We start from the raw sequence: 17637 nt of genomic DNA, 5'->3' as shown, positions 1-17637 counted from the left end.
TCTCCCTTAGTGATATTCAGGTCCTTTTTTTAGACTTTTTTTGCTACCCGCTACTCATTCCTTGGAGATCTTTATAGGCAAATGTGAAAAATTATGAATAATATCGGTCATTGGCTTAAATACTTTGGATTTAACGATGGCGCATACATTTGTATCACACACAGTGCTGGTGGTTGATGATGAGGCGGTAATACGTGCTCGCTTAAAAGGATATTTTGAGCGTGAAGGTTATCGTGTACTCGAAGCTGGAGACGGCGAGCAGATGTGGCAACAATTTGCCAATAATCATATCGATTTAGTCATGTTAGATGTCAACTTACCTGGTGTTGATGGTTTAAGTTTAGCCCGTGATTTACGCAGCCGTTCTGATGTCGGCATTATTTTGGTTACTGGACGCGATGAAACTATAGATAAAATTGTTGGCCTTGAAATGGGCGCCGATGATTATGTGACTAAACCCTTTGAACTTAGAGAGCTATTGGTTAGGGTTAAAAATTTGCTTTGGCGGATTTCGTTAGTTAAAAAAGCCCAGCAGGAAGTGGTCGAGCAATTTGAAAAGTGTGACGATTTAATTGTGTTCGACCGGTACGTTTTAGAATTAAATAGTCGTAAGTTATCTCGCGGTGATGAAGTGATTAAACTCACCAAAGCGGAATTTGAATTACTGACGGCTTTTGCTTTACACCCACAGCAGGTTTTATCTCGCGAACGTTTGATGCAGCAAACAAGTCATCGAAATGAAGATGTCAATGACAGAACCATAGACGTGATTATCCGCCGTTTACGCAATAAGCTTCAGGCAGATTTATTTGTTACCGTGCACGGTGAAGGTTACTTATTTGCCACTAAGGTTGAAGACTAGGCGAAACTACGCGATAGACGGGATAAAAGTCCGCAGGGGCTAAGCTATTTTCAAGTGCATTAAAGGACACTTTACCTTGTGATAGCTTTAGTATTTGCGGGCCTATATCACCAAAGGGCGTAGCACCTTCAAGCTCTTTTACTATTACATCAATGGCTAACTTACCTTGTAACACCACCTGATCATCTGTGCTAAAAGCCACTTTATTTCGATACAGTCCTCGCAACGTGGCGGGAGATAAATAACTACTGACTAACTTTACCTGCCCAGTTAGCTGCTTATGTTGTAAAGAGCCAATCGCCGCCTCAATGGCCACGGCACTTCCTAAAATATAATCGGGAATATGATCATTGAGTAAGTGATACAATTGGTCACGGTAAAGGTTGCGATTATTATCAGTATGGCGAATAGATGACACTTCTATCGAGCTGTTTGCTATGGCATCAAGAATACCAAGTTCAACCCAACTGCTACCGCCAACGCCTTCAGGGCCAGTTAATAGCGCTAGTTTTACTGGTTTATCTGCTGGGGTCTTTTGTTGCGATTGGCTAATATAATTGCCGGCAATCCAACCCATTTGATACCAATTGACGCCAACACGGGTATTGATGATAGGGCTATTGAGTTGATTGACCAGCGCAATAATCGGTTTATTGATAGACCCTTTATAATGCTTAAGTAAATCAGGGCTGACAGTACCAAGCAAAATCGCATCAAATGGCTCTGTTAAACAGTGTTCCAGTTGCTTTAGTTGTTGGTCTTTGCGGTAATAACTGCCCGCTTCAAATAACTCTAGGTTAATCCCTAGTTGGCTGGCATGTGACACCAAGCCATAATCGATTCCTATCCAATAAGCATCTTTAAGGTGGGGAACTAATGCACAAATGCGCCAGTTTTTTTGGGCAGACGTTAAGGCGTTATAATGGATTTTTTCAGTGGTTTGAATTTTTTCATTAAACGGCGTTCGTTGCTCTAATGACCAATGGTTGTCGGTTTTTGCTTCAACCAGTGATGAAATTGTCCCTAAACAAAAAATGAGTATATAAATGAGTTGTCGCATCTTATTGTCTCTATTAGGGTGTCTAAGCCGTTAAGTAAAACACTGTGGTTTTTGTCGAGTAGATTGTAACAGTTTAAGGAATGAATGTGAGTGCTTTATCACTATCAGGTAAGAGCTTAGTTGGTCGCCTCATGCTGGCATTTAGTCTATTGGGACTGCTATTACTGTTATTAGTCAGTCTGGGCAGTTTATCCTTGTATTGGGTAAAATTAGCCGATCAGTATTTATACGAAGAAGCCTTACCAGCCTCGGAAGCCGCCAGACAACTTATGCAGTCGTCCAATGCATTACTCGACAATGCTCAAGGGCTTGAACGAGTGGAAGAAGAAGCCCAACGAGCATTTTTAGGACGTAAATTATCTTTAGAAAGCACCAATTTATTTGCTGCAATTGAACGGCTTAATGCGTTAAAAGTGCAAGATAGTCATAACAGTAAAGATAATAATTTAGCCTTACTTGCGAGTGAGATTATTGATGACTTATCTGTTTTAGGGCGTCAGGTTGGCGCACGTTTAGCATTAACCGCACTATTAGATGATAAAGGCAGCGACCTTGCCGAAGCAGCCAGTCGTAGCGGTGTGTTGCTTGAAGCCGAGCAGGCGGTCGTCGACTCGGCTATTTTGGCCAAATTAAGCCTAGCTTACCCGCAAGTGGCTGGTGAAGCGCAAAGCGCTCACTTGCTCGACACCATCATAGAACAAGATTTAGATATCAGAGAGCGCTTAAACAGGGCGTTAGCGCTTATTCATCATATCGCATTAGTGGGCCAATTATTGCAGTCTCCCGAGCAACAACTTGGATTAAATAAAATATTAGACAGCATGACAAGGGTGCTTTATCAATCGGGTATTCGCCCTAAAACAAGCGGTCCCAATGTGGTTGGTGAACACCCTAATACCGCCTCAGGCTTTGATGTTTCAAATCATGCTATCGGTAAGCAAATCGATTTAATGCCGCTTGAATTATTAAAAGGGCTTATTCGCGACCCAGTTCGTGCGACAGAGCTTGAGCAAGAATTAGTTTTGCTAAGGGAAGTGAATATTGGTTTACGTTTACAGCAGCAATATGCGCAAGTGTTAGCTAAGCAAAATGCTCAGTTGATGCAGTTAACTGACAAATTAAGCCTGTTGAATAAGTCGGTCGATGGGGCGATGAAAGCCCAGCAAATCCAAGCAGACAATGCCCGCCGCGATTTTTTACAGCAACTGTTTTGGGCAAAGTCCGGCCTGTGGGCAACGGGCGTGTTAATGTTCATTATCATGATGCTGGTGGTATATCGGGTGATTTATAAAGGCATTGCCCTGCGCTTAAATGAAGCGACTGCGGCGTTATCACAATTAAGCCTAGGTAATACCGAGGTTGTGCTCGATCCCCATGGCGATGATGAGCTAACCGCTATGGCTTCAGCTATCGAAGCATTCAAGCAAAAAACTAACCAAAATCAAGCGTTGCAAGCCGAGTTACAAACTACCGCATCTGAACTGATTGTGCATAAAGCCTCATTAGAAAATACCGTTCAGGCACGTACCATTGAATTAGCCGAAACCAATCGTCAGTTAGATGCTGAAGCAAAAGGGCACTCGGCCGCAAGGGAGATGGCTGAGCAGGCCAGCAATGCTAAATCATTATTTTTAGCAACCATGAGCCATGAAATTCGCACGCCATTAAATGGGCTTTTAGGCACGTTAACGTTATTAAGTCACTCTCCTTTGCCGCCAGCCCAAAAGCAAATGCTGGCTTTGTCTCAATATAGCGGCACATTACTGCAAACCGTATTGAACGATATTTTAGATTTTTCGCGTTTAGAACAAGGCAAGTTATCTAATGAGCCGCGACCCGTTGCGTTAAATGATCTGTTAGATGAAGTGATGGCGGTGATGATGTCGGGTGCGGGGCTGGCTGGATTATCTTTATCGTTAAACTGTCAAAACTTGCCGCTCTGGGTGTTTGTCGATGGTCCTAAACTGCGACAGGTATTGTTTAATTTGTTGGGTAATGCGATTAAGTTTACACCAAAAGGTGGTGTGGAATTAAGTGTGGCTGTGGTTGACCAAAGGCTCACTTTTGCTGTGATTGATAGCGGAGTTGGTATTAGTGACATAGCAATGGAACAATTGTTTATCGCATATAGTGCTCAACCGAATCAAGGGCGCACCCGTGGTACTGGTTTAGGGCTGGCAATTTGTAAAGAATTGGTCGCATTGATGAATGATTTCGACAATAACCGCGAAAACAATCTCGATAATGCCAGCCAATGTATTGGCGTGGATAGCCAAGTGGGTAAGGGCTCAACATTTAGCTTTAGCTTACCGCTTATTATGTGTAATCAAACCGATGAGTTAAGCCGTATCGAGTTGCCAAAGGTGACACCTAAAAACCTGTTGGTGATTGAAGATAATAAAGTTAATGCCATGGTTGCTCAGGGCTTTTTAGCTCACCTTGGGCATCAGTCGATATTGGTTGAAAGCTGCGCCGAGGCAAGAGCGGTTTATCGGCAGGATAACGCCGCTCAGTTTGATGCGATTATGCTTGATATTCAGTTAGGTGACGGCTCGGGCATTGAGTTACTGGCTGAGTTAACTCAGATTGCGCAATCGGCGCAGGTCAGGGCAAATATCGCTGCGTTTACCGCTCAAGTGCAAGATGATGATATGCAGCTTTATAAAGCAACAGGGTTTGATTCGGTACTCGAAAAACCATTGAATATGCAGGCTTTAGCAGGATGGATTGGGGTGGCCAGTGAGGCATTTCAAACCGAGACGCACAGTGTAGGTGCTGCATCGGCTCCCCACCCGGCATCGGCTTATCATGGTGAAGTGAATTCCAATACCACTGATGCTGACAGCCTAGTTGCAGGTAGCACCATTAAGACCAAGCCTAATCGCTATCCAGTATGTAAGCCAACAGCGAGTTTGCTCAATGAGCAACAAATTACTGAGGACTTAGAATACTTAGGGGCGGATGCGATAGCTGAAATGCTCACCTTGTTTAAAGCCAGCAGTACCGCACAGATAGCGGCATTAGCTAACTTACCAGCTAACAGTAGCGAATTATTACATGGTTTAAAGGGCAGTAGTGCCAGCATGGGGTTAGTTGCGTTAACTCAGCTATGTCAGCAATTGGAAACATGCACCTTTACCAATGAAGAATACCAAGCGTTACAACAATTATGGCAAGACTCAATGGATACCGTTTCAGTTAAGTTATCAGATGCCAGCAGATAGCATGAATAAAAAAACACCGAGCAAGCTCGGTGTTTTGGGTCTTTGGGGGAAGGATAAAACTAACTTACTTGTAAAGCATCACAATCACTGGCAACCCAAGCCAGGGTAAGTCTGGCAAGGGCGGCATAAAAATTACCACTATCAACCGTGACTACCTTATCGGTAAACTGAGGTAACCAAGCATTCAAATATTGGGCGATAAAGGCCTGTTGTGTTTTATCGTCACAGCAACAGGCTTGGTGGGCGGCGTAAGCTAAAATGACTGCGATATGATCAGCAGGTTCAGGAAACTCACTTTGTACAGTCAATTGACTTTGTTGTAAAAAAGTCTTCATTTGCTGATGTTGTTCACCAAATAACAATATTTCATCGCTGGCGTTAGTATCGCCAAGGTATAAGCTGGCATAGGGACTTGCGCTATGTTTAGTGCCGACTAAAAACAATCCGCAATAATCAGCAGCGAGTTCTAATAACGCCCTGTCAGAATTGAGAGTATTCAGCACTGAATTTAAGCTAGTGATATCTTGTGCTAATAAGGGATCGCTGGCCAGTTGAGCAAAGAAGGCTTGAGCCTGACTTGATGTCAGTTCATGCAATAGTTGCTGATCAAGCTCTTTAGCAAAAAGCGATGAGAGCAGTTTGTATACCATCGCGCGCCCCTGGTTCATTGGGGTGGCATATACTTGCTTATCAGTCATCTATGTAATCTCCTTTGACCCAATTCAGGTCGATTCTATCTAGAGGGTTATTTAGCCCCAATGGAAAATGTGGTGCTAAATAACCTCAGTTAACGGCTAATTGTGTGAACTACACTTGTGCTTCAATTGGGCCACTAAACGAGCTGACCTCTGGCACTTTGCCCTGATACTTTTCAAAGTTAACCAAACAAGTATAGGCTGCACAAGCTTGAGCTAGCTTGGAGGTGCCGATATCTTGAGTCAAGGTATTTGGATCACCATAGCTGCATAATGCACCAATTTCATTACCCCCTTGTTTGCTGCCATCTTTGCCAACAGGGCCGTACCAGGCACCTTCGTGGATACGAATAACACCGCGTGGGAAATTGTCAGACACCACAGCGCCTGCAAGCAATTGACCACGGTCGTTAAATACCCGCACTATATCACCGTCTTTAATACCACGTTGTTTGGCATCAGTTGGGTTTAAGTAAACTGGCTCACGTCCTTTTACAGTGTAGGTTGCACGATATTGCTCAGACTCACACATTTGCGAATGTAAGCGTTTATCTGGGTGACAAGATTGCATCCACACAGGGTACTTGTCTGAACCGGGTCCACCATGACTGCGTTCTGACTTTTCCATCCAGGTTGGGTGGCCTGGGCAATCATCATAGTTAAACTGCGCAATCTTACGGCTGAATATCTCAATCAAACCTGATGGTGTGCCAAGTGGCGCCATTTCTGGATCGTTTCTGAAATCAGCGTGACGAGTCCAAGGTTGACCTTCACCAAAGTGAACATAACCGTCTTTCCAGAAGGTATCGAAATCTGGCATGTCAAACTTGCCCGCGTTATCGGCTTTGCACTCGTTATAGAGCTTTTTAAGCCAATCAAACTCAGACATACCGCGGGTATACTCTTGCTCTTTACCCATAATTTTGGCAAATCGAGTAAAGATTTCAAAGTCAGATAAGCTTTCAAATAATGGCTCAACCATCTTTTGCATTGCTAATACACCACGGTTAGCGTAACTGCCATAGACATCAATATCATTGCGCTCAAACGTGGTACAGGCTGGTAACACAATATCAGAGAAGCGGCATGTCGCCGTCCAGTTCATATCAATGGTGACCACACATTCAAGCTTTTTAAATGCTTGCTTCATTTTGTTTCTATCTTGATGATGGTTCCATGGGTTGTTACCTGAAAACACCATCATTTTGACATCTGGATACGTCACTTTTGAGCCATTAGCATCAATGGTTTTACCTGGCTCTAATATGGCATCAATCCAGCGTGCAACAGGTATAGTGCTACTTGCGCCTTTGAAATCATTATTATCAAACAGCGGCTTTTGGCCTTCATCTAAATTACGTGGGAATGCACCAGGCGCTGCGGCTCCTGATGAGGGGACGCCGATACTTGAGTAATGGTGACCATAGCTTATCCCGCCGCCAGGTAAACCAATTTGGCCAATCATAGTGGCTAGCACAGCTGCCATCCAATACGGTTGTTCACCGTGTTGTTGACGCTGAATACACCAGCCCATCATGATTTGGGTACGACCTTTAGTCATTACCTTGGCTAAATCACGAATGATTTCAGGAGTCACGCCAGTAATCTTACTGGCCCATTCAGGGGTTTTTACAATACCATCAGACTCGCCTAATAGGTAAGGTAGGAAGTGTTCAAACCCTAAGCTGTATCCTTCGATAAACTTTTTATCATGCAGGTTTTGGAACACCATTTCATGAGCAATGCCCAGCATTAATGCTACGTCAGTTTGTGGATTGACATACAGTTGCTCGCAGCCCAAATACTTTTGCGTTTTAGTGACCACAGGGTCAATGCTGATCACGCGGATTTTACCTTGCTTAACCTTCTCTTTCAGCTGCGCAAGGTAGCCATATGACTCGTGGGTTTCAGCGTTCCAACCCACTTGCAGATTTTTATAGGGATCGTTAGACCATAAGACAATGGTGTCTGACTGTTCAAGGATTAACGGCCATGACGTGCCCTGGGCGTATACCTCAGTTGAGCCTAAAATATACGGTAAAATGGTTTGCCCTGCGCCGGTAGAGTAATCACCAATTTTTTTAACAAAATTACCGTGCATGCCTACAGCGCGCTGCATATGGCTTGTGCTTGAGTGCAATTGTCCCGTAGCGCGCCAACCCGTTTGACCCGCATGCAAGCCTGATGGGCCATACTTGGTTTGCACTTGGTCTAATGAGTCTTTGAACAAGTTCAGTGCCTTGTCCCAGGTGACGCGAACAAAACGAAAATCACCGCGCTGTGAAGTATCACTTTTATGACCTTTTAATAAAAAGTCTAAACGTACCATAGGGTAACGAACGCGTGATGGGTTATACACTAACCCTTTTACGCCGTTAATCATGTCGGTTGGATACTTGTCTAAGTCAAAAGGGATCACCTGATCAATGACACCATTTTTACGCTTCATTTTGAATGCGCCAAAATGTGAGCCGGTTGTTAACCATTCATCATTAGCCATGGTTCCCGCTGCTGCCAAAGCCTTAAATGGCGCTAGCACTGATGCACTGCTTAGGCTAACAAATGAGGTTGCTGCTAAGCCTTTAAGAAAGTCTCTTCTGTTCATAATGATGTCCTATTAGTGCGCTGACTTGTCGAAAGTAGATGAATGTTCCTGTAGGTACTTTTGCACAAGTGCTTGGGTATCTTGGTCCATGTTGACGAACGCTATCATGCCTTGAAACATTCCAGGCCAGCTGTTGGCATCGAAGTGCGCTTCAGCAGGTTGGGTATGACACACACTACAACTGTTGGTATATGTGTCTCTTGCATAGTCCCAAAGTGGTTGTAGATCTTTGACTAGGTAATCTGAGTCGGTCCAAATTTTGGCTTCAACACGTTGCCAAATAAGTCCTGTCATCGGATCTTCTTTTTGCTCGAACACTTCCATTACACCGTCTTCAAGGGCGGCATCTTTTGACAATTGAGCCGATAAAATGTTTAGGCCAAAATCGTAGTAAATCACTCGGCCCGCGCCGACTTTTTTACGCCAGCCATCAATGCCAATTTTAACGCGATTACCTTTGGTTTCTAATACTGTCACTTTAGTGGCAATGTTTAGGGTACCGGCCTCAACGTCAGTTTTTTCGTTGAAGTAAAGTGGTTTAGTTAATGCGGTAAAGTAACTGCTGTTCGCTTCAAGGCTTGATTCACCAGCACCGACTTGGGCAATTAATTCAGGTGCACGTGAGGTGCCCATATCAGGTAGCTTGTGGGCAATTCCTTTGTGACAATCGATACAGCTTTGGTCGGTTTCCGCAGCACGTTTCATTTGTTTCTGCGCCAGTTTTGACATGTCTTCCCACTTCATTGAGTCGTAGTTATGACAGTTTTTACAGGCCAATGAATCATCACGATCAAAACGTTTCCACTCACGGCTTGCCATTTCAAGGCGTTTCGCTTCAAACTTTTCTTCGGTATTCACGGTTTGCATTAACCAGCCCCACATATCATGTGATGCTTCAATTTTACGGCCAATTTTACGGCTCCAGTTATGCGGCACGTGACAATCAGGGCACGTAGCACGCACACCAGAGTGATTAGACCAATGCACGGTTTGCTGTAACTCTTGGTAGGGTTTGCTTTCCATACTGTGACAACTAATACAAAACTCTTCAGTGTTAGTCAGTTCTAAAGCAGTGTTAAAACCGCCCCAAAAAATAATGCCCATTAAAAAGGCTGAAAGGCTAATAGTGCCTAAAGTGAGGTATTTAGCTGGCTGGTTGAGTGTGCGCCAGGTATTGATAAACCATTTCATAACGACATCCTTAATAAGATTGACCCAGAGTGAGAAGGACTAGTGAGCGACCACACCACCAAAGGCTTGGATCATCCAAATAACAAAGCCATAGGCGCTAATGCTGGTGGCTGTGGCAATGGGGAAAAACAAAAAAATGATAAATCCCAGTGCTTTAAGTTCATTGAATTTCACTTTTTTAGGTGTTTCAGATAATTCTTTTGTGGTCATGATTTGCTCTCTTAATGATGACATCTACCGATGAAGCCCATATTAGATAAGAGTTGTTAACAACAGTCAGACCATGGATGAATGGATATAGACAACTTATGAAAGAATATGAATAAATCACTAAGGGGCAATTGTTAATCTGGTAACAATTACTTCAACTAACTGATATGATTTAGGTATACCTGCTCGCTACCTTATGCAGTATCACTTTGTAATTGCCCATTTTGTGGAAATATTTATGACTTATTCCTTGGCCGTGTTAACTGAAGATCATCTTGCTGAAATGTCAGTTATAGAACAGGCATGTCATCATTCGCCGATGTCGCAAGCCATCTTAGCCAGCTGTTTCGGGCATTTGTATCGCGTTGAAGGCGTGATGGCAGAGGGGCAATTATTGGGCTTTAGTATTGTTCAGCAGGTGATTGATGAAGTGACCTTGATGGATATCTGCATTGCCCCCTCAGCACAAGGTTTAGGCTTAGGTAAGCGCTTATTAACCTCATTAGTCTCACAGGCAAAGACATGCGATGCAGTGGTGATTATGTTAGAGGTTCGTCAGTCTAACTTGAGTGCGATTGGGCTATATGAAAAAGCAGGCTTTGTTGAAACCAGTCGTCGTAAGGGGTATTACCCAACGGACGATGGCCATGAAGATGCGATTTTGATGGATTTGGTGTTGAGTTAATTATCCTCGCTATCGATAGTTAGATTCTCGATTACTCCCGATATTTAATCTCTTCGATTGAGCTATATTTGTAATAGCTCTGTTAGATTTTTGATTTTGCTGAAAATATCAATTCGTTTTAACTGTTAATATTGTTTACTCTTGAATAAAGTCTTCCATAAACCAGGCACATAGTGTGTGGCGACCATCAACCTGAGCTTTGCTATAAATGGTTGAGGCTTGCTGACGTACTGTTTTCTCTTTTGTTAGTCGTACTTCTGCTATTTCTTTAAAGCTCAGTCCTTTCAACAATAACAGTGCGACCTGCTGTTCGCTTTTAGTAAAGCCCCATAGTTCAAATTGTGCCGCAATGGTTTGGCTGTATTCCTGTCTTGCAGCGCGCATTTGACTGGACATGTTGTTGATCTGTTTATCCGCTTTAGCAAGTTTACTTCTCAGGGCTTTTACCTGACGAGAGTTACGGATTAAATCAAAGCCTAAATAAATACTGCCAATTATGGTTAAAAGCACCAGCACGGCTTCTTGGGCGATATGCCACACAGGAATGTCGAGTTGAATGTCTGCAAAAATATCAAACAGTTTGAATAGCGTGATCAACAGTAACAGTACAATTATGAATACATCTTTTTTCATGGTAGATCCTGAATCAAACGGCTTGTATTGGGCTAGATATAAGTGTTTTTAATAAATCAAATAAAATCATGGCTTTATTTTATGGTACATATGTCCCATAAGCGTTTTTATGATACATCTTACCCATGTGGTTTAGGCCCTAAATGATAAAGTGAGTATTCATTTAGGGGAACAGAAATCACTTATGTCGGCAGTTAAGTTTAGTATCAAAATATGTTTGTTTATCGCTTTAGGTAGCACTTGCTTTGGCAGTATTGCTGCCAATAATGCGTTACCTCAATTAGTTGAAATCAGTCAATCAAGACTAGCTAAATCACCGCTAAGTCAGAGATCTGCAATTGAACTGAACAGTTCATCTTGGTTAACAGGGTTACCCAGTGTGAGCTTAAGTTACCTTGGTGATTTGGATAATAGTAACATTTATGAGCAAGAATTATCCCTAAACCTGCCAATAAAAACCTTCAGTTTGCACCAAAGTGATAAACAGCTTGTGCAACTGAGTCAGGCGCTTCAGGCACAACAAACCCGCTTACAAAAGTTGTATTTATCTGGGCTGTTAAGGCAAAGCATGTGGGACCAACGACTTGCCGCTGTAAAGTTAAATCAACTTGAGCGTAAATCAAGACTGTTATCTAAACTATATACTCAGCAAAAAAAATTAGCCGACGCAGGGGAATTACCCTTGGTGAATATATTGCTGCTCGAAAAAGAGCTGGTGGATATTGAGCTTGAACAGATAGGGTTTAAGCAGCAACAAACCGAAGCACTGACCTTGTTTACCTCGCTAACTGGCCTAAATCAATTACCCGATGATATAGTCGAAAAAGCCATTGATATAGGTGAGTTTAGCGCGCCAGAACATGTTCAAACTGCGTTGATGCAACATCCTTCCTGGCTGCTTCATTCTCTGCAATTGCAACAAAAACAACTGATGTTACAAAGCCAGCAAAGCGGAGAGCAAGATCCGTGGACGTTATCGTTAACCGCTAAAGAAACCGCAGTTGATCAGTTTAATGACAAACATTTAGGCATAGGAATTAATGTGCCCTTGAGCTTTAGTTCGGCTTTGTCTCAAAGCGATGTTTCTATGTGGCAAAAAGATTTTCAAGAACAAAGTGTCAACGGTGAACGCATCTACCTTGAGCTTACCAGCCAAATTCAACGGCTTGCTATTCAGCAGCAAAACTTGCGGGCTCAACAAACCTTGTTAACAAGGGGGGTGTCCTTGAGCCGTTCCATTACTGAAAATTTAGCCCAAGTGAAAAATCAAAACCAAATTGGCTATGAAATTTGGCTGCGCTGTTACATAGATGCTCTCGATACTGAAGCGCGCTTAGCCTTGAATCAAGTCACGTTACAACAATTACATTCTCAGCAACTGCAAGCCTTAGGAATTTCATTATGATGCTCAAGTTTGGTGCTCATTTTTTAACTGTTTTAGTGTGTTTATCATCGGCAGCCACTCGAGCAGAATCTATTTCACTGGCTGACCTGGGCAATTTAACCCTGAGTTATATTCAGCCGCAAAAGTTGGCAAGTTATGAAGGGAGCTCCTTACCCGCTCAAGTTGAGCGATTGCCTGGCAATGATTATTGGGTCACTGCGCCGGAAAATATTCAGCAAGTGACATTCTTAGTCACACAGGGCCAAAACGTCACTAAGGGGCAGGCCATAGTGAGATTAACTGGGCCGGAGGTGTTTCATTTTTTAGCCCAAATTGATGCCGCTGAAAGTTTATATTCACTGGCAAAAAAACGCTATGAACGAAATCAGCCTTTATTAAAAAGTGGCAGTATCAGTACCGATCAATGGCGTGAGATCAGCCTGAATTATTTCAGTACCCATTTAACGTTTGAGCATATGCAACACTTTATGGAGATAGTGCAAGGCATTGATGCAGAGACAGAATCCTTGGTGGTGACGTCTCCTATGACTGGTGTGGTGAAATTGAATCATATCGACAGCCAATATATAGAGGGCACACAGTTGTTTTCATTGATCCCCGCTGACAGTGTTCGGGTGAAAATCGATGTACCAATGAGCCAGTCAACATCATTATCGGCAATTAATATTAATCAGTGTCATATCGCCATTGATGAGGTGTCATCGATTGCACAGGGGATCTTTTTAACCGCATGGTCAATGCCTATTACCTCTGATTGTGGTCTGTTACTTGGACAGCAAATTACGGTGATCCCTGAATATCAAAAAGCTGTGTATTTGCTGCCTAAAAATAGTGTATTTACCTGGCATCAAGACACGCAAATTTTTACCCAAACTGCCACTAACTTAACCGCGATGAGCATCGATGTTTTAGGCTCTACGCCGGATCAATATATTGTCGCCAGTGATCATGATTTAAGCCAAATGCAGGTGTTATCGCAATCTGTTGCGGCAGCTAAAGGTATATTGCTTGGTTTGGGAGGCGAATAACATGTTGGCTGCGGTAATTCGTTTTTCGCTTACACAACGCTTATTTGTGTTGATCGTTGCGCTGATGTTAATGCTTGCGGGCGGGCGTGCCTGGTTTTCTATCCCATTAGATGCCTTTCCTGATATTTCACCTACTCAAGTTAAAATTATTTTAAAAGCTCCGGGGATGACGCCCGAAGAAATCGAAGCACAGATCACCGTGCCGATTGAAACCGAGCTGTTGGGCATTCCTAATCAGGCGATTCTTCGTTCGACCACTAAATATGCCATCAGTGACATTACCTTAGATTTTACCGAAGGAACCGATATTTACTGGGCAAGGCAACAGGTCAGTGAGCGTCTTGCTGCCGTGTGGGACAGTTTTCCTGAGGGTGTGTCTGGCGGTGTTGCGCCCATGAGCACACCGCTGAGTGAAATATTCATGTTTTCGTTAGAAAACCCTAATCTGTCTTTGATGGAGCGTCGGCAATTACTTGAGTGGGAAGTGCGACCGTTACTGCGCACTGTTGCTGGGGTTGCCGATGTCAATATTTTAGGTGGATACGCAAAAAGCTTTAATATTAGTCCGAACCCCGCAGCAATGGCTGCGGCTGGGGTCAGCTTTGCTGCGCTGCAACAGGCCATTATGGAAAATAACCATAACGAGGGCGCGGGCAAGCTAACCATAGGTACCGACACCATTATTGTGCGCGCAGAAGGGCGTATTGATGACATCGATGAATTGGAGCAATTAGTCATCAAAGCCGATAACGGCAAAGTGTATCGCCTGACGGATTTGGCTGATATTGATGTTGGTCATTTAGCGCGTTATGGCGCCGTCACCAAAGATGGTGAAGAAACCGCCGAAGCATTAATCATTGCTCTAAAGGATGCTAATACCGCGCAGGTGGTGAGCAATATTAAGCAAAAGCTTGATCAAATAAGCATGACATTGCCACAAGGCAGTGTGATCAACACTTTTTATGATCGCGCTAATTTGATTAATACCGCTATTGATACCATTTCAACGGCGCTGTTTGAGGCAGTGTTGTTAGTGATTGTATTACTCGCCCTGTTTTTAGGTAATGTGCGCGCGGCTTTAGTGGTGTCATTGTCTTTGCCCTTAGCCGCCTTAATGACCTTTTTAATGATGGATTTGTTCAATCTATCGGCTAATTTAATGAGCTTGGGTGGGCTTGTTATCGCCATAGGTATGCTGGTGGACTCATCGGTTGTAGTGGTTGAAAACATGGTGAACCTTATCGCCACCAAACAACGTTTACCGCGCTTGCACCTTATTTTTAGAGCGACAAAAGATGTCGCAGTGCCTGTTGTTTCCGGTACTGTGATTGTAATGATTGTATTCTCGCCTTTGCTAACCTTAACTGGGCTAGAGGGTAAGTTATTCACCCCCGTTGCGGTCACCATAGTGTTTGCCATGTTATCGGCACTTGTGTTGTCGTTAACCGTTATTCCGGTTGTTGCATCTTACTTAGTGAATGAAAAATCGGCGCAAGAACCCAAAGCCATCGAAAAATTGAAAGCCGCTTATTTAACCAGTCTTAAAGGCACTTTTATTTATAAAAAGCCTTTTATGATTGTGGCATTTTCCTTACTGATTGTCAGTTTAGGCTTATTTAGTTTGGTGGGTAAAACCTTTATGCCGACCTTAGATGAAGGCGATATTATTTTACAGTTGGAAAAATCGCCCTCTATTTCACTTGAGGCTTCTATTGAGATTGATAAACAAATTCAACAAACCCTATTAGCTCAGCTTCCTGAAATTAAGCAGATGGTGGCAAGAACTGGCGCAGATGAAATTGGATTAGACCCTATGGGATTGAATGAAACCGATGTCTTTTTAGAGTTAGCCCCTCGCGATGAATGGCGATTTGATACTAAAGATGAGCTTATAGAAGCTATCCGCACCGAGTTATTACATTACCCCGGGGTAAACTTTAACTTTACTCAGCCAATCCAAATGCGCGTGTCTGAAATGTTGACCGGCAGTATTGGTGACGTTGCAATTAAAGTATTTGGCACCGACATCGATACCCTTGGCCAGCTTACCGGGCAAATTGAACAACTTGTCAGTGCCACCCAAGGCAGCATCGATATCAAAATGTCGATGATAGAAGGTAGCCCATTTATTAACTTAACTCTAAATAATGAAATGGCCCGCGGCTTTGGCATGAGCACTATCGAGTTTGCCCGTTATCTTAAAAGTCAGCTTGAAGGTGTGATGGTGACGGAAGTGCTGCAAGGTAAAAAACGCACTCCAGTATTGATTGCCAGTAATCAGCTCGGGCTAAGCAGCATCAGCGAGCTACAGCAGCAATTGCTGGTAATGCCAGACCATTCGTTAAAGCGTTTAATTGATGTGGCAACGCTCAGTTATAAAGAAGGGCCAATTTTAATTGAGCGTGAACAAGGTGACCGTTTCTCTGTGATAACCACCAACGTGCAAGGCCGAGACATCGTTGGGTTTGTGGAAGAGCTTAACGCCAAAATAGCCACAGAGATTAAGTTTCCAAGCGGTTACAGCGTCAGTTTTGGCGGGGAATTTGAAAACCAACAACGGGCAACCAATAACTTACTACTAGTGATCCCAATCGCCATTGCGCTTATCACCCTGATTCTATTCACCACATTTGGGTCGCTCACTAAAGCCAGTTTAATTTTGGCCAACGTCCCCTTTGCCATGATGGGCGGTATAGTCAGTTTGTATTTATCGGGTGAGTATTTATCTGTACCTGCATCAGTGGGGTTTATCGCCTTGCTCGGTGTTGCAGTGCTCAACGGCGTGGTAATGGTGAGTTATTACGAACAAACCAAGCACCTATTTAGCGACTTAATCACTAGGGTAGAACAGGGCGCCGCAAGACGATTAAGGCCTATCTTAATGACAGCCACAACAGCCATGTTTGGTTTGATGCCCTTGGTGTTTGCCACCGGCCCAGGCGCTGAAATTCAAAAGCCATTGGCTATAGTGGTTATCGGAGGTTTGCTGACATCGACTATTACCACCCTTTATTTATTACCAATCCTGTATTACTGGCTGGAGAAACGTCAATGAACGCAGAGCAAGTATTAGTGCTAATCGCTCAAAATGATATTAAAGACGACATAGTTGACACTTTGATTTCACTCGATTTCTTGTCAGGTTTTAGCCTAGGCAATATTTGCGGTTTTAGCCGCGAGCATAGCCACTTTAATATCAAAGAGCAGGTAGAAGGATATCGCGAGTTTTGTAAATTTGAAATTATGCACCCTATTGAGGCTCAAGCCGCATTACTGAATGCGCTATCTGTTGTGTGTAAACACAATCCTTGTCGCTACTGGATCACCCCGATCACGCAAACAGGAACGTTATGCTAGCGAGCTAATGCTAGGTACTTATGTGAGTGCTTAATCTAAGGTATGTGCATAACGCCAAAGTATCTATAAAGCCATAGTGAGTATGGTGTTGGTTGTATTGGGCAATATGATTGGTGTGTAACAAGCGCCAATCATATTAACGTTAATTATTCTTAATACACACACCTGAAATTGACGGATTAATAAATGATAAGGTGTTTAGCTATGAATTTTTATCGCTTTTTAAATTTGGTATTTGTGCTGTTATTGGTTAGCGCACCAATATACTGCGCATATGCTAATAAGAGTGATAATCCGCAGATTAATGGGCAGTTTGAATGGGCCTGTACCACCCCAAATGTACTGAAAGCCACTTTTGAACATCAGGTGACTTTGATATCCATCACCTTAAAACGCGATAACAATATTGTACTCAGTTTAGACTCACAAACCCTAGCAAAGCAGATACTCGATGCTGGCCAATTTGGTGAACCGGATTCAATACACCGGAGCGTTTTTTATATCAAAATTCCAGAGCTTAGCAATGCAGAATATCAGCTGAGTTGGACGGTACAGGACGTAAACGATGCCATTTCAAATGGTCATGGCCTATTAAGCGTATCAGCAGATAACACTTTTCCTCGTCCCTCGACTAAGAAGCATAGATACAATATTTTGCATAAAAAACTGAATCATTAGGGGC

Annotated in this window: 14 protein-coding genes; 8 read left to right on the top strand and 6 right to left on the bottom strand. The window is 43.2% G+C overall.

The features are described from left to right. The first annotated feature begins 136 nt into the window (after positions 1 to 136). Positions 137 to 862 (top strand): two-component system response regulator TorR, encoded by a 726-nt coding sequence (torR, locus tag ACRWQN_RS16445; RefSeq protein WP_434931300.1) that lies wholly within the window; start codon positions 137 to 139, stop codon positions 860 to 862. On the opposite strand, the gene torT is transcribed toward torR, so the two are convergent. Further along, a complete protein-coding gene (torT, locus tag ACRWQN_RS16440; RefSeq protein ID WP_434938900.1) occupies positions 846 to 1922 on the bottom strand; it encodes a TMAO reductase system periplasmic protein TorT in 1077 nt (358 codons plus the stop codon). The genes torR and torT overlap by 17 nt on opposite strands. A gap of 131 nt (positions 1923 to 2053) precedes the next feature. Here torT and torS point away from each other — a divergent pair, with 131 nt between their 5' ends. Next, positions 2054 to 5146, top strand: coding sequence for a TMAO reductase system sensor histidine kinase/response regulator TorS (gene torS, locus ACRWQN_RS16435; RefSeq protein ID WP_434940683.1), 3093 nt, complete (start codon positions 2054 to 2056; stop codon positions 5144 to 5146). 59 nt (positions 5147 to 5205) lie between these two features. Here the strand turns inward: torS and torD are convergent, their stop codons facing one another. From torD to ACRWQN_RS16415, 4 genes are all read right to left on the bottom strand, one after another. Then, positions 5206 to 5844, bottom strand: coding sequence for a molecular chaperone TorD (gene torD, locus ACRWQN_RS16430; RefSeq protein ID WP_434938898.1), 639 nt, complete (start codon positions 5842 to 5844; stop codon positions 5206 to 5208). A gap of 109 nt (positions 5845 to 5953) precedes the next feature. Then, positions 5954 to 8446, bottom strand: a complete 2493-nt coding sequence (gene torA / locus ACRWQN_RS16425) for a trimethylamine-N-oxide reductase TorA (RefSeq protein WP_434938897.1) — start codon at positions 8444 to 8446, stop codon at positions 5954 to 5956. A gap of 12 nt (positions 8447 to 8458) precedes the next feature. Continuing rightward, entirely contained in the window at positions 8459 to 9637 is a 1179-nt protein-coding gene (gene torC / locus ACRWQN_RS16420; protein ID WP_226413699.1) for a pentaheme c-type cytochrome TorC, read from the bottom strand. Positions 9638 to 9676: 39 nt separating this feature from the next. Further along, the gene (locus ACRWQN_RS16415; protein ID WP_226413701.1) at positions 9677 to 9847 is read right to left on the bottom strand and encodes a periplasmic nitrate reductase, NapE protein; all 171 of its coding nucleotides are present in this window, start codon (positions 9845 to 9847) and stop codon (positions 9677 to 9679) included. Positions 9848 to 10085: 238 nt separating this feature from the next. Between ACRWQN_RS16415 and rimI the strand changes: the two genes are divergently transcribed. Then, entirely contained in the window at positions 10086 to 10532 is a 447-nt protein-coding gene (gene rimI / locus ACRWQN_RS16410; RefSeq protein WP_434926985.1) for a ribosomal protein S18-alanine N-acetyltransferase, read from the top strand. Between the two features lie 135 nt (positions 10533 to 10667). Here rimI and ACRWQN_RS16405 read toward each other — a convergent pair whose 3' ends face one another. Next, positions 10668 to 11165, bottom strand: a complete 498-nt coding sequence (locus ACRWQN_RS16405) for a helix-turn-helix transcriptional regulator (RefSeq protein WP_434926984.1) — start codon at positions 11163 to 11165, stop codon at positions 10668 to 10670. A 184-nt stretch (positions 11166 to 11349) separates the two neighbouring features. Here ACRWQN_RS16405 and ACRWQN_RS16400 point away from each other — a divergent pair, with 184 nt between their 5' ends. The 5 genes from ACRWQN_RS16400 to ACRWQN_RS16380 all read left to right on the top strand — a co-directional run bounded on the left by ACRWQN_RS16400 (position 11350) and on the right by ACRWQN_RS16380 (position 17633). Next, positions 11350 to 12570 carry a metal transporter gene (locus tag ACRWQN_RS16400; protein ID WP_434938894.1) on the top strand — a complete coding sequence of 407 codons (1221 nt, stop codon included), beginning with the start codon at positions 11350 to 11352 and terminating at the stop codon, positions 12568 to 12570. Further along, entirely contained in the window at positions 12567 to 13598 is a 1032-nt protein-coding gene (locus ACRWQN_RS16395; protein WP_434938893.1) for a membrane fusion-like protein, read from the top strand. Before ACRWQN_RS16400 ends, ACRWQN_RS16395 begins: the two co-directional genes overlap by 4 nt. A 1-nt stretch (position 13599) precedes the next feature. Further along, the gene (locus tag ACRWQN_RS16390; RefSeq protein ID WP_434926981.1) at positions 13600 to 16653 is read left to right on the top strand and encodes an efflux RND transporter permease subunit; all 3054 of its coding nucleotides are present in this window, start codon (positions 13600 to 13602) and stop codon (positions 16651 to 16653) included. Beyond that, positions 16650 to 16955 (top strand): DUF3240 family protein, encoded by a 306-nt coding sequence (locus ACRWQN_RS16385; protein ID WP_434926980.1) that lies wholly within the window; start codon positions 16650 to 16652, stop codon positions 16953 to 16955. Before ACRWQN_RS16390 ends, ACRWQN_RS16385 begins: the two co-directional genes overlap by 4 nt. Positions 16956 to 17159: 204 nt before the next feature. Then, entirely contained in the window at positions 17160 to 17633 is a 474-nt protein-coding gene (locus ACRWQN_RS16380; RefSeq protein ID WP_434926979.1) for a hypothetical protein, read from the top strand. Positions 17634 to 17637 lie beyond the last annotated feature (4 nt).

Source organism: Shewanella sp. HL-SH8, assembly GCF_051165765.1.
Classification (GTDB): domain Bacteria; phylum Pseudomonadota; class Gammaproteobacteria; order Enterobacterales; family Shewanellaceae; genus Shewanella; species Shewanella glacialimarina.
This window is presented reverse-complemented; position numbering and strand designations above follow the sequence as displayed.